We start from the raw sequence: 22864 nt of genomic DNA, 5'->3' as shown, positions 1-22864 counted from the left end.
TAGTAAAAAATGAAGCTATCAGACAACTGAGGCTCCTTATTGCAGTTTATTTGTAATAACGGAGTTTTTTTTGTAGCTTTCAAAAGGGGCGAATAGAAGTGGAGTTATTTTGGTTTATTCCAACGTACGGAGATGGACGTTATTTAGGAAGCCATGAAGGAGCCAGGGCTGCAAGCTATTCTTATTGCAAACAAGTTGCACAAGCTGCGGATGAGCTAGGATATAGCGGGGTTTTGCTTCCGACGGGAAAGTCATGCGAGGATGCGTGGATTGCTGCATCTACTTTAGTGCCAGTCACTGAAAATCTGAAGTTTTTAGTGGCGGTACGCCCCGGTTTAATGTCCCCTACACAAGCCGCAAGAATGGCGGCAACATTTGACCGCTTTTCTAAAGGAAGGCTTCTTATTAATGTCGTAGCAGGAGGAGATCCTGTGGAGCTAGAAGGAGACGGGGTGTTTTTGAACCATCACGACCGCTATGAGCTGACAGATGAATTTTTAACGATATGGAGAAGGGTATTAAATGAATCCGATGTTCACTTCGACGGAGACTACTTGAGTGTTAAAGGTGGAGACGTGCTTTATCCGCCGATCCAAAAACCGTATCCTCCGCTTTATTTTGGAGGTTCTTCTCCTGTAGCGATGGACGTTGCCTCAAGGCATATAGACGTCTATTTAACTTGGGGAGAGCCACCTGCGCAAGTAAAAGAAAAAATTGAACGAATGAAAGAAAAAGCTAGGCAGACAGGAAGAGAAATTCGATTTGGCATCAGGCTTCATGTCATTGTTCGTGAAACTGAAGAACAAGCCTGGAAAGCGGCAGATGAACTGATTCAACATGTAGATGAAGAAGCCGTTAAATCAGCCCAAAAAGTATTTTCTCGAATGGATTCAGAAGGTCAAAAACGTATGAGCGCCTTGCATCAAGGCGACCGTTCAAATTTAGAGGTAAGCCCTAATCTATGGGCTGGTGTAGGGTTAGTTCGAGGAGGCGCAGGGACTGCTTTAGTAGGGGCTGCTGATACGGTGGCACAGCGAATCAAAGAATATGCTGAGTTAGGTATCGAAACATTTATTTTATCTGGATATCCTCATTTAGAAGAAGCATATCGAACAGCAGAGCTTTTGTTTCCAAGACTTCCAGTTCAGCGTAAGCAAGATGAGAACGAGCGCACATTTATCAGTCCATTTGGTGAAGTGAAAGTGAATGATAAAGCACCCGCTAAAAGGTGAGAAAGGAGGGGGATCATGAACAACACACAAACGGTTGCAGCGTCTCAAGAGAAAATCCTTGAATTGGCTAATCAGTTGGCTAAAGAGTTTTTCAAAACAGCCGCAAAAAGAGATAGAGAAGGTGGAACGCCTCTATATGAGCGTAATCTACTTAGAAAAAGCGGTCTTTTAGCACTCCCCATTCCTAAAGAATACGGAGGTTATGGAGCCGGCTGGCCGATTGTTTTTAAAGTCGTGAATATCATTGCGAAAGCAGATAGTTCACTTGCACACTTGTTGGGGTATCATTATTTGACGGTTTGTTCGACGTTTCTGTTCGGAAGTACTCAGCAGTACAAAACTTTTTACGAAGAAACAGCAGCTCAGCAGCTTTTTTGGGGCAATGCCTTTAATCCTAGAGATTCAGGGTTGAAAGCAGTTCGAGAAAATGGACGATTAATGCTCAGCGGAAGCAAGAGTTTTTGTTCGGGGGCAACGGATTCCGATCGTTTGTTAGTATCGGCTCAAGAAGAAAACGGTGAGGTATTGCTATGTGTACTTCCTACTCATAGAGCAGGAATCGTTACTGAAGATAATTGGGACGGATTTGGGCAGCGTCAAACGGACAGCGGAAGTGTAAAGTTTGAAGGTGTTATCGTTTATGAAGAAGAAATATTGCATAAAGCAGATGGAGAGCAAAAGGTTTTTCCTACGGTACGAACACATTTAGCTCAGCTTATGCTCACTCACTTATTGTACGGTATTGCTCAAGGCGCTTTGGAAGAATCAAAAGCTTATCTGAAGGCTCATACAAAACCGTGGCTAAGTTCAGGTGTTGAAGCAGCGGAGCAAGATCCTTATATTATTCAGCAATACGGTGAAATGAGTTTAAACCTTCATGCTTGTTCAGCACTTATAGAAAAAGCTGTTACAGAATTTGATCGTGCATGGGCAAAAGAAGATGCGCTAACGGAACAGCAGCGTGGCGAGTGTGGAGTCGCCATTGCGATGGCTAAAACGTTTACTGCCAAAACGGCCTTACATATTACTTCCACTATATTTGATGGGATGGGTGCTAGGGCCACGTCTGATCAGTACAAATTTGATCGCTACTGGCGCAACGCACGAACAATTAGCTTACACGATCCTGTTGCTTACAAGCTTCGTGACATAGGTAAATGGTATCTTAGCAGTGAACTGCCGCCGATTACCCCATATTCATAGAAGTCTACTAAAAAAAGAGGTTGGGACAAAAGTATTTTAATTGTAGGAAAATCCGAACGATGAATCGTTCGGATTTTTTATGGTTAAGGTGAACGTAGGTTTCATATGTTGAGTTGCTTCTAGCTGTTGATTGGATGGGTTTCATTATGTAGCAATTTCTTTTTTAATAGAATGGGTATAACTTTTTTAATTAAAAAATAACGAATCAGCTTGTTTAAATAGATAAAACTGATATAATGATAACGATTATCAGTTTCAAGAGTCAATTATCTACATAAAGATACAAGCAGGAGGAATGACATTTGAATAAGAAAAAAATAGGACTGCTGGCTTTTATTACAATGCTGGCAATCGGAATGCTTATCGGCTGCAGCAGTACGAACAAGGAAAATTCAGCCGATGAAAAAAATGAAAAAACAAGAGTGGTTAAACATGAGCTTGGAGAGACAAAAGTAAAAGAAAATCCAAAGCGAGTAGTTGTATTAGAGTTAGGTTTTATTGATGCATTGTTAGATGCTGGTATTAAACCTGTAGGAGTAGCTGATGATGATAAAGCAGAACAGCTTATTGATAAAGATGTACTAAAAGAAATCAAAGGATACAAATCAGTTGGCACGCGAGCACAGCCTAGCTTGGAGTCGATTAAACTGTTGAAGCCAGATTTGATTATCGCTGATTCAGAACGTCATAAAAATGTATATAAAGAATTATCGAAAATTGCGCCAACAATTGAATTAAAAAATTTAAATGCTAATTACGATGATTTACTAAATACGGAGTTAAAAGTAGGAGAAGCGGTTGGCAAGAAGGCAAAAGTTGAAAAAGTTGTAGAAGAGCATAAGCAAAAAATGAAAGATTTAAAAGCAAAAGCGCCAAAAAATCCGGGCAATGTACTTGTTATCGCTGATGCAAATGGTAATATTAATGCTAGAACTTCAAATTTCTTTACAACGGGTGTTCTTGAGCAATTAGGCTTCAAAAATGCATTAACAGATCCTACAAAAGAGTACAGTGTAAAAATGACAATGGAACAGCTCGTAAAAGCAGATCCAGACAAACTCATTGTTATGCGAAATGAAAAAGGTCATACGCCTTTAGCAAAACAGCCATTATGGAAAGAGCTAAAAGCGGTTAAAAATAATCAAGTGTATGAAGTTGATGTATTTAAATGGTCTCTTCGCCGAAGTGTACAAGGTGCAAATGGTATTGCAGACGAAGCAGAAAAGTTATTATTTGAAGGCAAATAATAACGAAGAAAAGAACAATCCAGCGGGGTTGTTTTTTTCTTTTTATTGAACTTTCAAATGGAAGGAGGCGCAGTCTACTATGAAAGCTGTTCACGGTTTATCCAAAAGAAACAAATCTCCACTTCGCATAATAGCTATTTTTCTTGCTGTTATCATTCTTTTACTGATTTCTATGTTTTTATCTATTTCCATCGGTTCTATACATATTTCTTTTGGGACGATTAAGCAAGCTTTACTAGATTTTGACGGATCAAAAGAACAATCAATTATTCAAACTGTCCGCATGCCTCGCTTATTGGTCACGGCATTTGTTGGTGCTAATTTGGCTGTCGCCGGAGCGTTGATGCAAGCATTAACTAGAAACCCATTAGCTTCTCCTGGTATTTTTGGTATTAATGCCGGGGCATCAGCGGCAATGGTATTTTTAACGGTTTTAGTGCCAGGTGTAAGCATGATTGGCGGGGTGTTTGGAGCATTTTTAGGAGGCGCCTTTGCTGCTGTTATTGTCTACGTCATGAGTTCGTTGATTAAAGGAGGAGACAGCGATGTAAAGCTTGCTTTAACGGGTGTCGCTATACAAGGTATGCTTATGTCTCTTACACAAACGCTGCTAATTTTTAATGAAAGCAAAACAGAAGGCGTTATGTTCTGGCTCACCGGCTCAGTTATTGGGCGGGACTGGGGACATGTTCACGTGTTGCTTCCTTTTAGCATTGTAGGTCTGCTTGTTGCGTTTGGTCTGGGAAGAGCGTCTTCTTTGTTATCTTTAGGAGATGATGTAGCTAGAGGACTCGGGCAGCGAGTCTTTGCCATTAGAGCGTTCACTGCAGTTGTTGTGATTGTATTAGCAGGTGTTTCAGTGGCGATTGCGGGTCCCATTGGCTTTGTAGGGCTTGTTGTTCCCCATATGGTGCGTTATTTAATAGGTGTAGATTACCGAGTTGTTTTGCCAATGAGCGCGCTGCTTGGTGCATCTTTATTACTATTAGCAGACGTATTGTCGCGATTTATTACATACCCGTATGAGACCCCTGTAGGTGCAGTAACAGCATTGCTTGGAACACCGTACTTTATTTACTTAGCGAGACGCAAAAAAACAGAAAGGAAGGCATGAGTATATATGCAGACTGTCAATAAAACAAAAAAGCAGCCATCTCGATTCAAGTCTGTCGGCCTGTTTATCATTCTTTCTGTCTTAATTATAGCGCTGAGCGTGATAAGCCTTAGCTTAGGAGACATTAACATACCTCCTTTAGATATTATTACGTCTTTTATTGGCATTGGCGATCCTGACTTGACGTCTATTTTGGTAGAATTTCGCCTGCCTCGTATTTTGCTGGCTATTTTAACCGGGATCGGCCTAGCTGTGTCCGGAGTCGTCGTACAGTCTATTATGAGAAATCCGCTCGCTAGTCCCGATACATTAGGTCTTTCAAGCGGATCAGGGTTAGCTGCTGTCGCAGTCACTATTTTACTGCCTTTAGCAAGTCCGTCTGTTTTATCAGTCGCTGCGTTTGCAGGAGGCTCCTTTGTCTTCGTAATCGTCTATTTGCTTGCTTATAAAAAAGGAGTAGAACCTATTCGATTTGCGTTAATAGGTGTAGCGGTCAGCGCTTTTTGTTCATCCGGTATTCACTTGTTAATTTCAAAAGCAAATCCAAACGTAAACGCAGCACTCATTTGGCTGAGCGGCAGCTTATGGGGAAGAACATGGGATCAATTGATTGGTTTACTTCCGTGGGTCGTTATACTAGTACCGCTGATTTGGCTGTTAGCTGCTCGGTTAGATTTAATTCATTTAGGCGATGAAGTGGCTAGGGGGCTAGGGGCTAGAGTAGAGTTAATTCGTCTAGTATTACTAGCAAGCGCAGTGGCAATGACGGCTGCTGTTGTATCGGTTGTTGGCACCATTGGCTTTGTAGGGCTTATTATTCCTCATGTGGCCAAACGGTTAGTGGGACCGAGACATAAACAACTGATTCCTACAGCCGCTTTACTTGGAGCTTTGTTTGTACTAGCAGCAGATTTGATTGGGAGAGGAATTGCTCCTCCGATTGAAATTCCGGCCGGATTAATCATTGGCATTATCGGCGCTCCGTATTTTCTTTATTTACTGTGGAGAGAATCTAAAAAATAAGCTCGCGCTTTAGCGCGAGCTTATTTTTATTCCAAGTGAATTTTGGGAAATGGAATATGCGGAGGCTCTTCTAGCCATCCTTGTTCAATACTTATTCTTGATACTTCTTTGGCATACTCCAAAATTTCAGTCGTGAAGTTTGTATAGTTTAAAGCGAAATGTAAACGGGGGCTTGTTGACATCGCAAGCCCGTAGCCACGTACATTTTCAGTAATCATCGCAGCTAGGTGAAACATCATGAGTTTTTCTGAAAATGGAGGAACAGAAGACTTTTCTACTCCGTAATCCCACTTCATTGTGACCGGTATGTTTTCTACCATTAGCGGTTGTGACAGGGATTCAATATGCTGCTGCACAAGCTCTCTACCCTTTAATAAAAAAGCCTGAATGTCCTGAGAAGGAGCTGTTTGAGCAAACCCTAAAATTAAATCCTTTGCAATTAAGTTCGTCTGTATGCTTGACACGATATGAGAAATTTCAATGACGGTTAACGGCCGCTTTTCATCAAAATAGCTTCCTAAGAAGAGTTCTTTATCGTTCATATCAGACGCATCTGCAATAGGAATGGGAGGCAGTTCTATAAAAATTTGTTTTTCTAACAACAAATCTGTAATCGTTTGGTTAAGCTTTTCTGCTTTTAACAGCAAGCTGCGAAAAAAAGATCGTACATCATTTCTTGCGGCAACATCGACGCCCGTAGTTGCTGACAGCAGAAGGACATTTGAAATATGCTTTAAATAAAGCAAATAAAAAGAATCCGAAAATAATTTTGGAGCTTCAGCGTCAAGGTCTTCTTCTCCGAAACCAAGCGGGATTGGCATATTTTCTTTTAAAAAGATAGCAGTGAGCGCATCACTGTTTTTTGTTGTGATATGCAGTGTACCTTGAATCGCTTTTTGAATCTCTAAATCGTCTACATGACAAAGAAATTGTTTGAGCATACAAGAAATCGCTTTATCGTTCATATATTGCTTCCAAATAACAGCCATCTCAGCGGCTGATAGTGGAGAAAATGATTGATTATTCATAATAAACTCCTCATGCTAAGTAATTAACAAGTTTCTAAAAGGTTACCAACTAGTATAAGTCAAAGGAAGTAAGATAAACACTATAGAAAGTAAAAAAGTTATCAACATTTTACTATAAGAGTAAACGTCATGCATAATTTAAAGGTTCTTTTAGCAAAAGAAGGGCGCAGCCGCTTCTTTCTTGCAAAGCAGAAATAAAACCGAAATAATAAATGAAGAAAGTTAGGCAAGAAAGGAGTTTCATTATATGCCAGAAGGTCCAGAAATTAGACGAGCAGCCGACGAAGTGGAAAAAGCGATTATCGGTCTTCCTGTTCGCGAGATATGGTTTGCTTTTCCATCTTTGCAACATTATGAAGAAGTATTAACAGGAGCTCGTATTGAGAGAGTAGATACAAAAGGAAAAGCTATGCTTATTCGTTTTGACAACGGCTATACCATTTACTCACATAATCAGCTTTATGGAAAATGGTATGTTCGTTCATCTTACAATTATCCATCTACAAACAGACAGCTGCGCCTTGCAATTCATAATGAAAAAAAATCAGCGCTGCTTTATAGCGCTTCTGATATTGAAGTATTGCGTGATGAAGAAGTTCCAGCTCATCCTTTTGTATCAAGGGTTGGTCCTGATATCTTAAGTGAAGAAGTAACGGCAGGTGAGCTTTTAGACCGTTTTTATTCTAAACCATTTTATCGTAGAAAGTGGGCATCGCTGCTGCTAGACCAAAGCTTTATAGCTGGGATTGGCAATTACTTGCGCAGTGAAATCCTATTTGTAGCGGGAATTAACCCTGCAGCTCGTCCCATAGACTGCACGGAAGAACAGCTTAAAAAGGCAGCTGAAGCAACCATTTCTCTTGTAAAACAGTCCTATAAAACAGGTGGCATTACAAATGATGTAAAGCTTGCTGAATCGTTAAAAAAGAAAGGGCAAAAGCGCTCTGCATACCGCCACTGGGTTTTTAACCGTGAAGGAGAAGCTTGTCGAATTGACGGCACGCCTATTCTAAAAGTCCAAGCTGCTTCTAGAAGGCTTTATTACTGTCCTACTTGTCAGAAATAGCAGGATATATTTATTCTGCTATTTTTTTGATGTGAAAATGAATGAACGTTCATTTTTGTGATATAGTTAAAAAGTAAAGTCATAATCTTAAGGGGAGGGATAAGATGGAATGTAAAGCAGGAGATACATTTACGTGGCAAAGAACGTTTCAAGAGGAAGAAATCATGCAGTTTGCGGAGATGACTGGAGACCGGGGCAAACATCATATAGAACGTGACGAAAAAGGGCGGCTAATGGTACATGGGCTTATGACTGCTAGTATTGGGACAAAGATAGGGGGAGACTTAAACTACATTGCAAGAGAAATGGTGAGTGAATTTCTTCGTCCAGTTTTTGCAGGAGATACAGTTACCTGTGAATGTATATTAACTGAAGTAGAAAAAGCAGATGGTTTTCAAAAAGTGAAAATCAAATCAGTGTATCGAAATCAACAAGGTAAAGAAGTACTGATAGGGACAAGTAATGGAATTATAAGAGATTGAAATAAAAGCGCTAACAAAAAATAAGTTATGAAGGTTGTTAAAAAAGTCACAGATTCGTGGCTTTTTTATTGTTCAATTTCCTTCTTTTGTTGGTTACCATTTAAATGTAAATATGGTAATTTAGTAAAGTTGAGTTTCATAAATGGTAAAAATGTGTATTTACTAAGTACATAGATTCTTATTTTTGGAAAAATATTTAAAAAGGAGTTTCTTAGATGAAAAAAATAATGAATACCGGCTTAGCACTATCATTCGCTCTATTGCTTTCGGCATGTGGGATGCCGTCTTCAGAGGAATTAACGGGTGACGTGAAAGAAGCACAAGAAAAGGTGAAAAATGTTCAAGTGAAAGTCAACGGGAAAGAAGAAGGGTCGTCTAATTACAAAGTCAACGGAGTACAAGAGTTTGATTTTAAAAGTAAAGCAGGTTACATTAACACAAAAATGAACGGCGAAGAATTGAAGATGTATCATGACGGTGATGAAACGTTAGCTGTGGCTGGAGAAGAAAGCACAAAAGTACAGGGAGAAGAAAAAAAGTACGTTAAGGCTTTAATTAATAACGCTAGGGAGCTTCAACAAAATCCAATACGCTACTACCAAAAATATGATAAAAATCTTCCAAATGAATTTGACGTCACCGAAAAAGACAAAGAGTATGTATTAACATTTAACGGAGACAAAGACAAAAAGCAAAAAATTGTAGCAGGTGATGCTAAAGCTTATTATAAAATAACAAATCAAGGCAGCGATACTGCTGTAGACCTTGACCAAATTAAAGGAAAAGATTTTTCGCTTATTGTGACAATTGATAAAGAAACGAAGCAAATAAAGAAAGTAGTAAAAAATCAGTCGTATTCAGTTAAAGTAGACGGAAAAACAGAAAACTCAAAGTCTAAGCAAACGTATACGTATACATATAACCAATTAGACAATGTAACAAAACCAAAAGTGGAAGCAAAAGCCGCTGCTGCTTCTAATGGTAGCAGCACCGAAACGCCAAGTAAAGAAAAGCAGGCTGCCTATGCCAAGGAAGCGGGACAATACGTGGATGCTTTAATTCAAGCCACTGTTTATCAAAATACAGATCAATTTGTTGCTAAACATCCGAATCAGCAAGATAAGAAACAGGTAAAAGAAAAAGGGGAGTTCCAAAAGAGTTCGTTTGTAGAGTTTTTTGAAACGAATTTTAAAGGGGCTTTATCATCATTGAGCTCAAATATAACCGATGAGCAGTTAAACGAAGTAAGCAGCGCTTTTCTAAAAGCTCTTTCATCTACAAAATATACCATTAAAGATGCAGCGTATAGTGCTGAAGATGGTGCGTACGTCGTACAAGTCGAAATTCAAGGATTTAACGATGCAAGTGTATTAGCGGAAGTCATGACACCACTTGCAGAAAAATATCAGGCGGGTGAGCTGAGTAACGAGCAGTTAGTAAACGAACTTATTGACGGAGTAGCAAAACGCTATCGTGAGCCAGTTGAATTACTTCCGGCAAAAACAGTCCCTGTACACGTCGTAAGAAATGGTGAAAAAGATTACGAAGTTTTAATGCAAGATGAGTATCTGTTAACATTTTCTCAACAATCATAAATAGACATAAAAAAGGATTTCAGCTATATGCCTGAAATCTTTTTTTATGTTGTTTTAAAATATAATTTTAAAAAATAAAATAAATAATTGAAATTATATTTTAAACGAATTATAATAACCATAACTTCACTACATGATGAAAAAGGAGCCGAAAAGATGAATGAACAGCTTACGTTATTAACAACAGAGTCTCAAAACGAGCAGACCATGAAGATAGATACGGCTAGTACAAAAGAAATTTTAAACGTAATGAATAAAGAAGATCAAAAAGTGGCGCTGGCTGTGCAAGAGGTACTTCCAGACGTAGAGGTAGCAGTTGAGTTTGTAAGCGAATCGTTTCAAAAGGAAGGGCGGCTTATTTATGTCGGAGCAGGAACAAGCGGACGGCTGGGAGTATTGGATGCTGTTGAATGCCCGCCTACTTTCAGTACCAATCCCAATCAGGTACAGGGACTGATGGCTGGAGGAGAAAAAGCATTTGTGAAAGCAGTTGAAGGTGCAGAAGATAAAGAAGAATTGGGAGCAGCAGATTTACAAAAAATACATTTAAATGAACGAGACACAGTCATTGGAATTGCTGCAAGCGGACGTACGCCTTATGTGATTGGTGCATTGAAATATGCAAAATCTGTAAAAGCTAAAACAGTGGCGCTGTCTTGCAATGGTAATTCACTTATTGGAAAAGAAGCAGATCATAGCATCGAGGTAGTAGTAGGTCCAGAAGTGCTAACAGGTTCCACAAGGTTAAAAGCAGCAAGCGCTCATAAAATGATTCTCAACATGATTTCTACCGCGGCTATGATCAAAGTAGGAAAAGCGTATGAAAACTTAATGATAGATGTTCATGTGAGTAATGAAAAGCTTAAGGAACGAGCGATAGGTATTATTTGTAAAATTACAGGTGTTTCTTATGAGCAAGCAAGTCAAACGCTTGAAGAAGCAAATAATGAGGTAAAAACAGCAGTGGTTATGATCAAAACAAATGAAAATTACGATACCGCAAAGACGTTACTGAATAATGCGGGGGGTTATGTGAGAAAAGCGATTGAACATTACGTATAAAGGAGAGAAACGATGTCAACAGGCGGATTAACAATGATTAAAAACACGGTGGCTAAGCTTCCGGATTCGGAGAGGAAAATTGCTGAATATATTTTAAACAACCCGCATACTGTGGTAAACAGTACGGCTGGGGAACTAGGAAGACTAGCGAATGCGAGCAGTGCCGCTGTTATTCGTTTGTGTAAATCTATCGGGGTTAGCGGCTTTCAAGAATTAAAGGTAAGAGTAGCAGGTGATTTAGCTAAAGATACAGAACAAGGATACCGCGATATTGAAACAAACGAAACGATTCAATCTATTGTCAAAAAAACAGCAAGCAACAGCATTCAAAGTCTAAGTGATACGGCTGAGCTTGTGAATTATAAAGAAGTAGAGCGAGCTGTTTTGGCGCTGATTGGAGCAAAAAACATTCATTTTTTCGGAATTGGTGCCTCACATATTATTGCTATAGATGCGCAGCAAAAATTTCTTCGAATTAATAAAAATGCGACGGCTTTTGCGGATAGCCATTTAGCAGCTACACTCATCGCAAATGCAAGTAAAGACGATGTAGTTGTGGGTATTTCTTTTTCAGGAGAGACTCCTGAAGTAAGCAACGTCTTATCTTTAGCTAAAAATCGCGGAGTAAAGACGATTAGCTTAACTAAGTACGGACAGTCTACCGTTTCGTCTTTAGCAGATATTTGTTTGTATACGTCTTATTCTCAAGAAGCGCCGTTTCGAAGCGCAGCAACATCGTCTCGTTTAGCCCAGCTTTATGTGATTGATGTTTTATTTTTAAGTATTGCAGCGCAGCAGTACGACCAGACGATTGAGTATATTGACAAAACAAGAGATGCCATTCAGTTTTTGAAAGATAAGAAATAAAAAAAGAAAACGATTACAAAAAGGGGATTTTGTGGTCTGTTTCCTCAGTGGCGTATCCATCTAAGAGGAAAATACAAAGGGGGATTAACATGTCTTTAGATAATCATCAATTAGCAAAGGCTGTTTTGGAGATGCTTGGGGGAGCATCCAATATTGAAGCGTATACGCATTGTATGACGCGGCTGCGTGTGACTATAAAAGATGATTCAATTGTTAAAAAGGCAGATATACGAAAACTTGAAGGCGTGCTCGGATTAGTGGAAGAAGAAACGCTGCAAATCATTATTGGGCCGGGCAAAGTGAACAAAGTAACAGAAGAATTTGGAAAGTTAATTGATGAATCCGGCGGTATTAACTTAGAAGATCGTGCAGCACAGCGGAAATCGGAGCTGAAAGAAAAAAATGCAACTCCGTTTAAGCTGTTGCTTCGCCGAATTGCAAGTATTTTTATTCCGTTGATACCTGCTCTTGTAGCATCTGGACTTATTACCGGAGTGACAAAAGCAGCTGTGCAGGCGAAGTGGCTTCCGGCAGATTCACAGATTGCTATTCTTTTAACCGTTATCGGAAGCGGTTTATTTGCCTATCTGGGTATTTTAGTAGGTATTAATGCAGCAAAAGAATTTGGTGGTTCGCCAGCTCTAGGAGGCTTAGCAGGCATTTTAGTCATTAATCCTGCCGTAGCTGATATTAAACTTTTTGGTGAAGCACTTTTGCCGGGGCGTGGGGGCTTAATAGGAGTGCTGCTTGCAGCAATCTTTATGGCCGTGTTAGAAAAACGAGTACGTAAATTTGTCCCACAGTCACTGGATATTATTATTACACCAACCGTTACGGTGTTAATTACAGGAATTATTACGTATGTGGTATTCATGCCAATCGGCGGCTTCATTTCAGATGGAATCACAAAAGGTCTTTTAGGAGTTTTAGAGGTTGGAGGAGTTGTAGCAGGCTTTGTTTTAGGGGCAACGTTTTTGCCGCTCGTTATTACAGGACTGCATCAAGGTCTTACTCCGGTCCATTTAGAGCTTATTAATTCGATTGGAGATGATCCGCTTCTTCCTATACTAGCAATGGGCGGAGCCGGTCAGGTTGGTGCAGCTTTTGCTATTTATATCAAAACAAAGAAAAAACGCTTAAAGCGAGCAATTGGAGGCGCACTTCCTTCAGGGCTGCTGGGAATCGGAGAGCCGCTTATTTTTGGAGTCACACTTCCTTTAGGGCGTCCATTTTTAACCGCTTGTCTTGGAGCTGGAATCGGCGGAGCGTTTCAGGCGCACTTCCATATTGCAACTGTAGCAGTGGGAGTATCGGGTTTGCCGCTTACGTTTTTAGTTCATGCGCATCAAATTCTTCTTTATTTACTTGGATTAGTTATTGCTTACGCAGCAGGCTTTATTTGTACCTATTTCTTTGGATTTAACGATGAAATGGCGAGGGAGTTTGAATGATTGGCATTTCGTTTTATTTGAACGATAGAGATGCCAAACAAAGATTAGTAGAAGCGAGTGAATGCGGCGTTACACGCGCATTCACTTCACTTCACATTCCAGAGGAAAAAGGAGATTTGGCTGAACGGGCAAAAGAATTGCTTCATGTGGCTAGAGATTGTGGAATAAGCGTGTATGCAGATGTATCTAAGCATACACCGGTTCATTTAGGTATCGAAAGCCTTATGACTCTATCTTCACTTGGCGTATCTGGTATTAGACTAGACGATGGCTTTAGCGTAGAAGAAACGATTTTACTTGCGGATGAATTTTATATTGCCCTTAATGCAAGTACAGTGTCAAAACTAGAAATAGAAGCGCTGTTATCTGCAGGCCTTCATCATCATCAGCTGCTTGCTTGGCATAATTTTTATCCGCGGCCTGAAACAGGGCTTGAAGAAACGTTTTTTCAACAGCAGACAGATTTATTCAATGAACTTCGTGTTCCAGTGTGTGCTTATATTCCTGGAGAAGGCGAAAAAAGAGGTCCTATTTATCAAGGTCTTCCTACTAGAGAAAAAGACCGTAATAAATGTCCTTTTACCTCTGCAGTAGATTTATACGGATGCGGAGTAACGGAGGTTTATATTGGAGATCCATACGCCAGTTCAAGTTTATTAAAACGTTTAGTTCAATATCAAGAAAACCGCATTATTCCGCTACGCATTCGTTCACCTCATATACAGGGAACGTACAGCGTGCGTCCGGATATATCAAGAGACGTTCTGCGTTTGGTGGATACACGATCTGTAGAACCAGTGCCGCCATATCATACAGTCGAGCGCGGAATCGGAGCAATTACAATGGACAATGATGGCTACGGACGTTACAGAGGAGAGGTTCAAATAGCTAAAAGGAATTTGCCTGCAAATGCTAATGTGAATGTGATTGGATATGTAATAGAAGAAGATCATGAGCTGCTTTCATTAGTGAGACCGGGACAAAAGCTTAAGCTTATCAATGTCTAAAAGGAAAAATGGATTCATCATCGAATCCATTTTTTTATTTAAGCGGAAGAAAAAAGAATTGTCAAACTAAAATGAAAGCGTTATACTGAGTTTAGTAAAACGTTAAACTAAAAATGGAGATGGTCATCTGGTTACAATTAAAGATATTGCAAAAGCAGCAGATGTTTCAATTACGACTGCCTCCCTCATTTTAAACAACAAACCGGGAGCAAGCAGAATTTCTGAAGCTACTAAACTGCGTGTAATTGCAGCTTCAAAAAAATTAGGCTATATCCCCAATATGTCTGCGCGTAACTTGCGGGGACAAGACAAATCAGCGCAGCTAACAATTGCTCTTATTTGGCCAATTGATACGCGCGTATCGTTAGTGGGACGCATTCTTACAGGTATTCAAAACTACATAGCTTCATTAAAAAGCGGCCCTACTATTAAATTATTAGTCGAAACGTTTCAAAATGAAGAAGGTATTTCCTCTGTAAAAGGTCTTCAAACATCTTCATATTTTAACGGAGCGATTATTGCGAATACAACGGCAGCTGATGAGGCTTATATTCACCGATCTAAACCTGGTGTTCCGATTGTTTTATTTAATCGTGTATCATCTATATACTCTGTTATACAATCCAAAAATTATGAAGCGGGCCAAGCGGTAGCAGATCATTTTATTCGTAATAATCATCAACATATCAGTATTTTAGTTCCAGACGTGTCTTCACAGGCTTTAGAAGCAGGAGTAAAAGGCGTAACAGATAGAATTGAACAGACTGATGTTACGTATTGTCACCATTACTGTTCATATACAGAACAAGGTGGGTATGACAGCATCAAACAGCTTATTGAACAAGGAAAAGTTCCAACCGCTGTGATTTGTTTGAGTGATCATGTTGCATTAGGAGCTCTTTCTGCTCTTAATGACTACGGCATCTCTGTGCCAGCTGATTGTGAAGTGATGGGATTTGATAACCAAGAGTTCTCTAAATTTACTAACCCAAAACTTTCGACTGTCAATTTGCCGGTAGAAAAAATGGCCTATTGTGCAGGAGAGCTTTTAGTTAAAACAATTTCTGATCCATATGGGGATGTGGACCAACAGATATTTGATTTGGAAATTATTCATCGTAATACAACGAGAATCAAATAAAAAGCAATGCCATTCATGAGGTCTCTTTAAAAAGAGACCGATTTAGAAAAATATAAGAGCAAGCTTTTTATTTTTTTATTAGTAAAACGTTGTACTAAAACGTTTTACTAAATATAGAGTAATTCACTACTAACAAAGGGGAGAAGGAAATGAAACATTTATACGGAGTTACAACAGCAATGGTTACACCGTTTACTAAAACGGGTGAAGTAGATTTAGAGAAAGTAGTAAATTTAACAGAGTTTTTAATTTCAAAAGGAGTGCACTGCTTGTATCCGCTTGGTACAACGGGCGAGATGCTTCGTCTATCTGTCAAAGAAAGAAAGCAAGTTGCAGAAACAGTAGTGAAACAAGCGGCTAATCGTGTAACCGTATTCATACATGTAGGAGCTATGAATGAAGAAGATACAATTGAGCTTGCAAAACATGCCTATGAAATTGGCGCCGACGGTATCGGAGTAGTTACGCCTATGTTCTTTGGAGCAAACGATAACGAACTAGAAACGTATTTTATAAAAGTAGCAAACAGTGTCCCGAATGATTTTCCCGTATATTTATATAATATTCCTCAGTGTTCAAGCAATGATTTAACGGCAGAGGTAGCTCAAAAAGTGGCAGATTCATGCAAGAATGTAATTGGTATTAAATATAGCTACCCTGACTATTTACGCGTAAATGATTATTTAAATATTAACGATGGAAACTTTTCTGTTCTTCCCGGAACCGATCGTTTATTTTTAGCAGCTCTGGCTATGGGATGTGAAGGAGTTGTCTCCGGTGTATCGGGCGTTTATCCCGAGCCTTTTGTAGAGACTTATAATGCCTTTAAAGCGAATGATTTAGAAAAAGCGAGAAAGATGCAAAAAGTTGCTATTCAATATTGTGAAGCTCTTTTAAACGGAAGCAACATGTCTTATTTTAAAGAAGCATTAAAATTGAGAGGCATTGATGTTGGTGGCATGAGATCTCCTCAAATAGATTTAACAGAAGAAGAAGTCAAAGAATTAGATGATAAACTAAATAGCATTCGTCCAAAGAGCAGTGTTTAATAATTGGTTCATGTTCTGAATAAACTCATGCATTTCTAGTGAACAGGGCTGTTTGATAATAAGCAAACAGCTCATTCACTATAACGATTAAGGTTATGGAGGGATATTCTATGGCGGTTACATCTAAATTAAATGAAAGCGTTAACAAAGATTTAGGTCCTGTAAAGCAAGATGTAAAAAAGACGAATATACGCTGGTGGCTTATTATTGTATTGCTAATTGGAGCAGTTGTTAACTATTTAGACCGCTCTAATTTAAGCATCGCTAATACCACGATTGCCAAAGAGTTTGGGCTGTCTTCTACACAAATGGGTCTTTTGCTTTCAGCTTTTCTCTGGCCATATGCCTTAGCAAATCTACCAGCAGGCTGGCTGGTTGACAAATACGGGCCGAAAAAAATGTTTGCATGGGCATCAGGCCTATGGTCTGTGGCAACGGTAGCAAGTGCATTTACTAACACGTATTCTGCTCTTTATGCCATGAGAATGCTTCTTGGTGTATCGGAGTCTCCTTTTTTTACTTCAGGAATTAAAGTGACGGAAAGATGGTTTAAAAAAGAAGAGCGCGGCCTTCCTACTTCGATTATTAATACAGGGTCTCAAATTGCTAATGCGATTGCTCCGCCACTTCTAACGGTACTGCTTTTAACAATGAGTTGGAGAGGAATGTTTGTTGTTATAGGAGCAGCAGGCTTTATTGTGATGTTTGTTTGGCTAAAGATATACCGAGATCCGGATTATGTTGCCAATAAAGTGAAAGCTGTCCCTAAAGAAGAAATAAAAATCAGTCATACCTCACAAGCAAAATGGTCACAGCTGTTTAAATATAAAAGCACATGGTTTATGATTATCGGGAATTTCGGAATTATGTTTACGATATGGGTTTATTTAACTTGGCTTCCTAGCTACTTAGAAACAGAGCGCGGTTTTAGCCTAAAACAAACGGGCTGGATTGCTGCTATTCCGTTTCTAGCAGGAATCATAGGAGTGTTGCTTGGTGGTGTAATTTCAGATAGATTTATTCGAAAAGGAATTAATGCAGTAACGGCAAGAAAAATACCAATTGTAGGCGGGGCAATCTTAGCCGCAGCATCGGTAGCACCCGTTCCTTTTATTGATAATGCAGCCTTAAGTATTGTCTTATTGTCGATTGGCTACTTCGCGTCACAGCTGCCATCAGGCGTCATTTGGACTCTAGCGGCGGATATTGCACCAAAGGAACAAGTTGCTTCACTCGGCGCTATTCAGAACTTCGGTGGATTTCTAGGAGCGGCAATGGCTCCTATCGTAACAGGGTTTATATTAGATGCAACGGGAACTTTTACGGCGGTTTTCCTGTTAGGAGCAGGACTGCTTTTAATTGGTGCTATTAGTTATGGCGTATTTTTAAAGAAGCCAATAGCTAACTAGTAATGTCACAAAAACAAAGAGCACACACTGCATGAAAAAGGTGTGTGCTTTTTCTTTTACTACTAAAAAGGAAACTATTTTCATTACCATATCATGAACCTTTCTATTGAATAAAACGCTTTACTATGATAAAACTATTACAGGTAAACATATGATAATAGATTAATTTCATAGAGATACAACACCACTAGGGGTGCTTTCGAAGCTGAGAGAGACGATAAGTCTTAACCCTTATAACCTGAACTAGGTAATACTAGCGTAGGAAAGAGGTATTGTAATGGATGTTTTGTATGGGATTTCCTTACGAACTCGTTATAATAATTTTGTGTACATAAACAAAAACACTTCTTTCCTGCGAAAGAAGTGTTTTTTTATGCGTAAAGGAAGGTGTCATACATGAAAGAAACAATTGATTTGCTTGTCAAACAGGTAGAGGAGCGCAAAGGAGAGTTAATCCAGTTATTAACAACGCTTGTTTCGTATAAAACGCCAGCGCCTCCTGCACGAAATTCTCATGAAGCGCAGCTGTACGTAGCGGATTTTCTTAAAAACTGCGGTTTTTCCATTGATATGTGGGACTTATATTCTAACGACCCTATCGTAGTGGGAACGTTAAAAGGACAAAAATCGGCTGACTATCAAAGCTTGATTATTAACGGCCATATGGATGTTGCTGAGGTACAAGAAAATGAAAATTGGGAAACCAATCCGTTTGAAGCTGTTGTGAAAGACAATATGATAATTGGACGCGGAGTTGCTGATATGAAAGGCGGTTTGGCGGGAGCATTATTTGCAGTTCAGCTTTTAACAGAAGCAGGAATCGAGCTGCCAGGAGACTTGATTTTTGAATCCGTTGTAGGAGAAGAAGTAGGAGAGGCAGGTACGCTGCAATGCTGTCAGAAAGGGTATACAGCTGATTTTGCGCTTGTAGTCGATACAAGTGATTTACATATTCAAGGTCAAGGCGGAGTGATCACGGGATGGATTACGATAAAAAGCAGTAAAACCTATCATGACGGTACACGCCGAAGTATGATTCATGCTGGAGGAGGGCTGTTAGCCGCAAGCGCTATTGAAAAGATGGCAAAAGTGATCGGAGGGCTACAAGAATTGGAGCGTCACTGGGCTGTTACAAAGAGCTATCCAGGATTTTTGCCAGGGACAAATACGATTAATCCAGCAGTAATCGAAGGCGGAAGACATGCTGCTTTTATTGCAGATGAATGCAGGCTGTGGATCACCGTTCACTATTATCCTAATGAATCGTACGACCAAGTATCAAAAGAAGTGGAAGAATATATTATAGCTATTGCAAAAGCAGATCCATGGTTAAAAGATAATCTGCCAACCTTTGAATGGGGAGGCACATCAATGATTGAAGACAGAGGAGAAATCTTTCCGTCATTAGAAATTGATGAAAATCATGCAGGAGTGCAGCTGCTTGCAAATACTCATGAACAAATGGAAGGGAAAAAGCCTCCAATTGATGTGTCAACTAGCGTAACAGACGGGGGATGGCTAGCTGATGCGGGAATTCCCGCCGCTATTTACGGTCCGGGAAATTTAGCAAATGCACATGCTGTGAACGAACAATTAGATATTAATCAGCTTGTTCAATATACAAAAGTGATAGTGCAGTTCATTTATACGTGGCTGCATACGCATAAGGAGTGATCATCATGAAATTTAGTGAACGATTATACGAAAAGCTGCAGCCTATTTGGCGTCAAAATCATAATCATCCCTTCGTACAGGGGATGGGAGATGGAACGCTTGAAAAGGAGAAGTTTCGCTTCTACATGATTCAAGATTACCTTTACCTAATTGATTATGCCAAATTATTTGCGATTGGAGCCATGAAAGCTACCGATCTTCAAACGATGGGGAAATTTGCAGCCCTTTTAGATTCTACATTAAACGAAGAAATGAGTCTGCACCGTGAGTATGCCAAGAAATTTGAAATCAGCGAAAAAGAATTAGAAAAAGCGCAGCCATCTCCTACAACGCTTGCATACACGCACTATATGCTGCACGTTGGTCAAAGTGGAACATTAGCTGAATTAGTAGCCGCTCTTTTGCCTTGTATGTGGAGCTACTGGGAAATAGGAAAAGAGCTTAGTGAAAAGCCTGGAGCTAACAATGAGTTTTACCGTGAGTGGATTGAAATGTACAGCTCAGAAGAATTTGGAGAACTGGCGACATGGTGTATCAATTTATTTGACTCACTTACTGAAGATAAATCAGAAGTGGAATTAGAAAAGCTTGAAGAAATTTTCTTGAATACGACGCGTTTTGAGTATATGTTCTGGGATATGGCTTATAACGAAGCGATGTGGCCAATTCATGAATAGGTCTGTGTTATCTTTTCAAAACGTCAGTTTTACGTACAAGAACGGTGATCAAGCGATTTTAAAATCATTAAACTTAGACGTGAAAGAAGGCGAGTTTGTCAGTATCGTTGGAGCGAGCGGCTCTGGGAAAAGTACGTTGTTTCGTCTCATTACAGGTCTTGAACAGCAGAGTGAAGGCGATATCGTGATTAACGGAAAGTCTTATGAAAAGCGACTAGGAAAAGTAGGCTATATGCCGCAGCAAGATTTGCTGCTTCCGTGGCGTACGATTCTAGACAATGCAGCACTGCCTCTTGAGCTTCACAATGTATCAAAAGCAAGTGCTCATAAGCAAGTGTCTCAGCTGCTTGAAGAGTTTGGCCTAAAAGGGTATGAAAACCGTTTTCCAAGTGATTTATCCGGAGGGATGAAGCAGCGCGTTTCTTTTCTTCGGACGGTATTAAGCGGTTCTAACGTGCTGCTTTTAGATGAGCCTTTTAGTGCACTTGATGCAATCACACGTTTATCGATGCAGGAATGGCTGCTTGACCAATGGCAAAAGCGTAAGCATAGCATCTTATTTATCACTCATGACGTCAATGAAGCGCTTTTTTTATCAGATCGCATTTTTATCTTTTCAGACAAGCCAGTAAGTTGTCTTGAAGAAATTCAAGTGCCGCTTAGCAGACCTCGAACGCAAAAAGATCTGAATCAACAGCGAGTGCTTGATGTGAAAGATTATTTAATTGAACAGCTAAGATCGAAGGTGAACACATGAAAAAGTACGGGGCTTCAGTGATTTTAGTAGTCATTTTGCTGGCTGCTTGGGAAATTGGAGCACGCATTGTAAACTATCCGTTTATTTTACCAACGCCCAGCGGTATTTTAACGAAGCTTTGGGAGCTGCGAATGGATTTATTGTTTAAGCATTTACCAGCTACGTTATCTATTGTCGTAATTGGGCTTGTAATATCCGTTGTGCTAGGGGTTCTGCTGGCTGTGTGGATGAATTGGAGTCCGCTTATTGAGCGTGCTTTTTATCCGCTTATTATTGCGTCACAAATGATTCCGACCATTGCCATTGCTCCTGTATTTGTGCTGTGGTTTGGCTACTCCATTTGGAGCAAAGTGATTGTGACCGTATTAATTACGTTTTTTCCCATTACCGTTAGCACATTTGACGGGCTTCGTTCTACAAACAAAGAGTTAAAAGAACTCATGTTAACGATGGGAGCAACAAAAAAAGATATTTTCTTTAAGTTGAACATTCCTTCTGCACTGCCTCATTTTTATTCGGGACTCAAAGTAGCGGTTACCTTTAGTATAATAGGTGCTGCCATTGGGGAATGGTTGGGTGCGCAAGCAGGCTTAGGATATTTCAGTCGTCGCATGATGACACAGTTTGATGCAGCTGGTGTATTTGCACCAATTGTGATTTTATCCGCGCTCGGTATTTTATTTTTTATTATTGTAGTAGGTTTCGAAAAACGTTCATTAAAGTGGAGGAAAACAGAATGAAAAAATGGTTTGCGATTAGCTTAAGCCTGCTGCTTGTTTTGATGCTCGCTGCTTGCGGTCAGGACAAGGAAAATAAAGCTGGTGACAGTAAAAAATTAAAAGACGTTACAATTATGCTTGATTGGTATCCAAATGCAGTGCACAGCTTCATTTACGCTGCACAAGAAAAAGGATATTTCAAAAAAGAAGGGCTGAATGTAAAAGTACAATTTCCTGCTAATCCAACAGACTCGCTTAATTTAGCAGCTGCAGGGAAAGTCACGCTTGGCCTTTACTATCAGCCTGATGTAGCAATGGCACGAGCAAATGAAGATGTGCCGGTAAAGTCGGTAGGAGCGATTGTAAGATCTCCGCTAAACCGGGTTGTGGCATTGAAAGATAGCGGTATTAAGCGTCCTAAAGATTTAGAAGGAAAAGTAGTAGGATACAGCGGAACACCATTAAGTGAATCTGTTCTAAAGAAAATGGTAAAAAGCGATGGAGGAGATCCGAATAAAGTAAAACTAGTAGACGTAGGGTTTGAGTTAAATTCATCGCTGATTAGCAAAAAAGTAGATGCTGTAATAGGTGCGTATATTAACCACGAAGTACCATTGCTTCACAAAAAAGGATACAAAACGGTTGACATTGATCCGTCAGATTACGGCGTGCCATCTTATTACGAGCTAGTGGCCGTTACAGGGGATCAAACGTGGGCAAAAGATTCTGATACGATTAAAGCGTTTTGGCGTGCCGCGACAAAAGGGTATGAATACACGGAGAAACATCCAAAAGAATCACTTCAAATTTTGTTAGATAATCAAGATAAATCAAACTTCCCGCTTGAAAAAGATGTGGAAACAAAAAGTTTGAATATCTTACTTCCAAAAATGAAGTCTGAACAAGGATTCGGCAGTCAAACGAAAGAATCATGGCAATCAAATGTTAACTGGTTAAAAGAGTCAGGGTTAATTAAGAAAAAGCCAAATGTAGATGAGATGTTTGAGAATATTGGGGAATCTCAGTAAATAATTTAAGACGAATTTAAAAAAACCTCCTTA

The 22864-nt window shown here is 39.7% G+C and carries 21 protein-coding genes, 1 pseudogene and 1 riboswitch; of the genes and pseudogenes, 21 read left to right on the top strand and 1 reads right to left on the bottom strand.

Annotation, left to right across the window (positions count from 1 at the left end):
* Positions 1-98: 98 nt before the first annotated feature.
* The 5 genes from ssuD to ACXAE4_RS23380 all read left to right on the top strand — a co-directional run bounded on the left by ssuD (position 99) and on the right by ACXAE4_RS23380 (position 5819).
* Positions 99-1232 carry an FMNH2-dependent alkanesulfonate monooxygenase gene (ssuD, locus tag ACXAE4_RS23400; protein WP_099330632.1) on the top strand — a complete coding sequence of 378 codons (1134 nt, stop codon included), beginning with the start codon at positions 99-101 and terminating at the stop codon, positions 1230-1232.
* A 15-nt stretch (positions 1233-1247) separates the two neighbouring features.
* Positions 1248-2435 carry an acyl-CoA dehydrogenase family protein gene (locus tag ACXAE4_RS23395; protein ID WP_099330633.1) on the top strand — a complete coding sequence of 396 codons (1188 nt, stop codon included), beginning with the start codon at positions 1248-1250 and terminating at the stop codon, positions 2433-2435.
* 302 nt (positions 2436-2737) lie between these two features.
* Positions 2738-3682, top strand: coding sequence for an ABC transporter substrate-binding protein (locus ACXAE4_RS23390; RefSeq protein ID WP_028412138.1), 945 nt, complete (start codon positions 2738-2740; stop codon positions 3680-3682).
* A gap of 79 nt (positions 3683-3761) precedes the next feature.
* The gene (locus tag ACXAE4_RS23385) at positions 3762-4796 is read left to right on the top strand and encodes a FecCD family ABC transporter permease (protein ID WP_098999790.1); all 1035 of its coding nucleotides are present in this window, start codon (positions 3762-3764) and stop codon (positions 4794-4796) included.
* Positions 4797-4802: 6 nt separating this feature from the next.
* The gene (locus tag ACXAE4_RS23380; protein WP_028412140.1) at positions 4803-5819 is read left to right on the top strand and encodes a FecCD family ABC transporter permease; all 1017 of its coding nucleotides are present in this window, start codon (positions 4803-4805) and stop codon (positions 5817-5819) included.
* 26 nt (positions 5820-5845) lie between these two features.
* Here ACXAE4_RS23380 and ACXAE4_RS23375 read toward each other — a convergent pair whose 3' ends face one another.
* Entirely contained in the window at positions 5846-6847 is a 1002-nt protein-coding gene (locus tag ACXAE4_RS23375; protein ID WP_475237025.1) for a DUF3231 family protein, read from the bottom strand.
* A 247-nt stretch (positions 6848-7094) separates the two neighbouring features.
* Between ACXAE4_RS23375 and nei the strand changes: the two genes are divergently transcribed.
* The 16 genes and pseudogenes from nei to ACXAE4_RS23295 all read left to right on the top strand — a co-directional run bounded on the left by nei (position 7095) and on the right by ACXAE4_RS23295 (position 22831).
* Positions 7095-7913 (top strand): endonuclease VIII, encoded by an 819-nt coding sequence (gene nei, locus ACXAE4_RS23370; protein WP_028412142.1) that lies wholly within the window; start codon positions 7095-7097, stop codon positions 7911-7913.
* Between the two features lie 104 nt (positions 7914-8017).
* Entirely contained in the window at positions 8018-8395 is a 378-nt protein-coding gene (locus ACXAE4_RS23365; RefSeq protein ID WP_013055587.1) for an FAS1-like dehydratase domain-containing protein, read from the top strand.
* Positions 8396-8610: 215 nt separating this feature from the next.
* The gene (locus tag ACXAE4_RS23360) at positions 8611-9990 is read left to right on the top strand and encodes a DUF6612 family protein (RefSeq protein WP_289578729.1); all 1380 of its coding nucleotides are present in this window, start codon (positions 8611-8613) and stop codon (positions 9988-9990) included.
* A gap of 156 nt (positions 9991-10146) precedes the next feature.
* Positions 10147-11052 carry an N-acetylmuramic acid 6-phosphate etherase gene (murQ, locus tag ACXAE4_RS23355; RefSeq protein ID WP_098999788.1) on the top strand — a complete coding sequence of 302 codons (906 nt, stop codon included), beginning with the start codon at positions 10147-10149 and terminating at the stop codon, positions 11050-11052.
* Between the two features lie 12 nt (positions 11053-11064).
* Positions 11065-11919: a MurR/RpiR family transcriptional regulator gene (locus ACXAE4_RS23350; protein WP_033578150.1), complete on the top strand. Its 855-nt coding sequence runs from the start codon at positions 11065-11067 to the stop codon at positions 11917-11919.
* Between the two features lie 89 nt (positions 11920-12008).
* Positions 12009-13370, top strand: coding sequence for a PTS transporter subunit EIIC (locus ACXAE4_RS23345; protein WP_033578151.1), 1362 nt, complete (start codon positions 12009-12011; stop codon positions 13368-13370).
* Positions 13367-14377 (top strand): MupG family TIM beta-alpha barrel fold protein, encoded by a 1011-nt coding sequence (locus tag ACXAE4_RS23340; RefSeq protein ID WP_028412148.1) that lies wholly within the window; start codon positions 13367-13369, stop codon positions 14375-14377. Before ACXAE4_RS23345 ends, ACXAE4_RS23340 begins: the two co-directional genes overlap by 4 nt.
* Before the next feature lie 127 nt (positions 14378-14504).
* Positions 14505-14645, top strand: a pseudogene (locus tag ACXAE4_RS23335) (LacI family DNA-binding transcriptional regulator); the annotation flags it as partial.
* A gap of 12 nt (positions 14646-14657) precedes the next feature.
* The gene (locus ACXAE4_RS23330) at positions 14658-15518 is read left to right on the top strand and encodes a LacI family DNA-binding transcriptional regulator (protein WP_028412149.1); all 861 of its coding nucleotides are present in this window, start codon (positions 14658-14660) and stop codon (positions 15516-15518) included.
* A 149-nt stretch (positions 15519-15667) separates the two neighbouring features.
* Complete coding sequence (locus ACXAE4_RS23325) at positions 15668-16567, top strand: dihydrodipicolinate synthase family protein (RefSeq protein ID WP_028412150.1); 900 nt, start codon at positions 15668-15670, stop codon at positions 16565-16567.
* 110 nt (positions 16568-16677) lie between these two features.
* The gene (locus ACXAE4_RS23320; protein WP_028412151.1) at positions 16678-17976 is read left to right on the top strand and encodes an MFS transporter; all 1299 of its coding nucleotides are present in this window, start codon (positions 16678-16680) and stop codon (positions 17974-17976) included.
* Positions 17977-18155: 179 nt separating this feature from the next.
* A riboswitch (TPP riboswitch) is annotated at positions 18156-18258 on the top strand.
* Positions 18259-18372: 114 nt separating this feature from the next.
* Positions 18373-19650, top strand: coding sequence for an acetylornithine deacetylase (locus ACXAE4_RS23315; protein ID WP_028412152.1), 1278 nt, complete (start codon positions 18373-18375; stop codon positions 19648-19650).
* A 5-nt stretch (positions 19651-19655) separates the two neighbouring features.
* On the top strand, positions 19656-20327 hold the full coding sequence (gene tenA / locus ACXAE4_RS23310; protein ID WP_028412153.1) for a thiaminase II: 672 nt from the start codon (positions 19656-19658) through the stop codon (positions 20325-20327).
* A complete protein-coding gene (locus tag ACXAE4_RS23305) occupies positions 20320-21084 on the top strand; it encodes an ABC transporter ATP-binding protein (protein ID WP_028412154.1) in 765 nt (254 codons plus the stop codon). The genes tenA and ACXAE4_RS23305 overlap by 8 nt, the downstream gene beginning before the upstream one ends.
* Positions 21081-21824 carry an ABC transporter permease gene (locus ACXAE4_RS23300; RefSeq protein WP_028412155.1) on the top strand — a complete coding sequence of 248 codons (744 nt, stop codon included), beginning with the start codon at positions 21081-21083 and terminating at the stop codon, positions 21822-21824. Before ACXAE4_RS23305 ends, ACXAE4_RS23300 begins: the two co-directional genes overlap by 4 nt.
* Entirely contained in the window at positions 21821-22831 is a 1011-nt protein-coding gene (locus tag ACXAE4_RS23295; protein ID WP_033578153.1) for an ABC transporter substrate-binding protein, read from the top strand. Before ACXAE4_RS23300 ends, ACXAE4_RS23295 begins: the two co-directional genes overlap by 4 nt.
* Positions 22832-22864: the final 33 nt, after the last annotated feature.

The sequence above is a fragment of the Priestia sp. ABM2_011 genome (genome assembly GCF_056158845.1).
The sequence above is the reverse complement of the archived record's forward strand: the minus strand, read 5'-3'. Positions and strand labels throughout refer to the sequence as shown.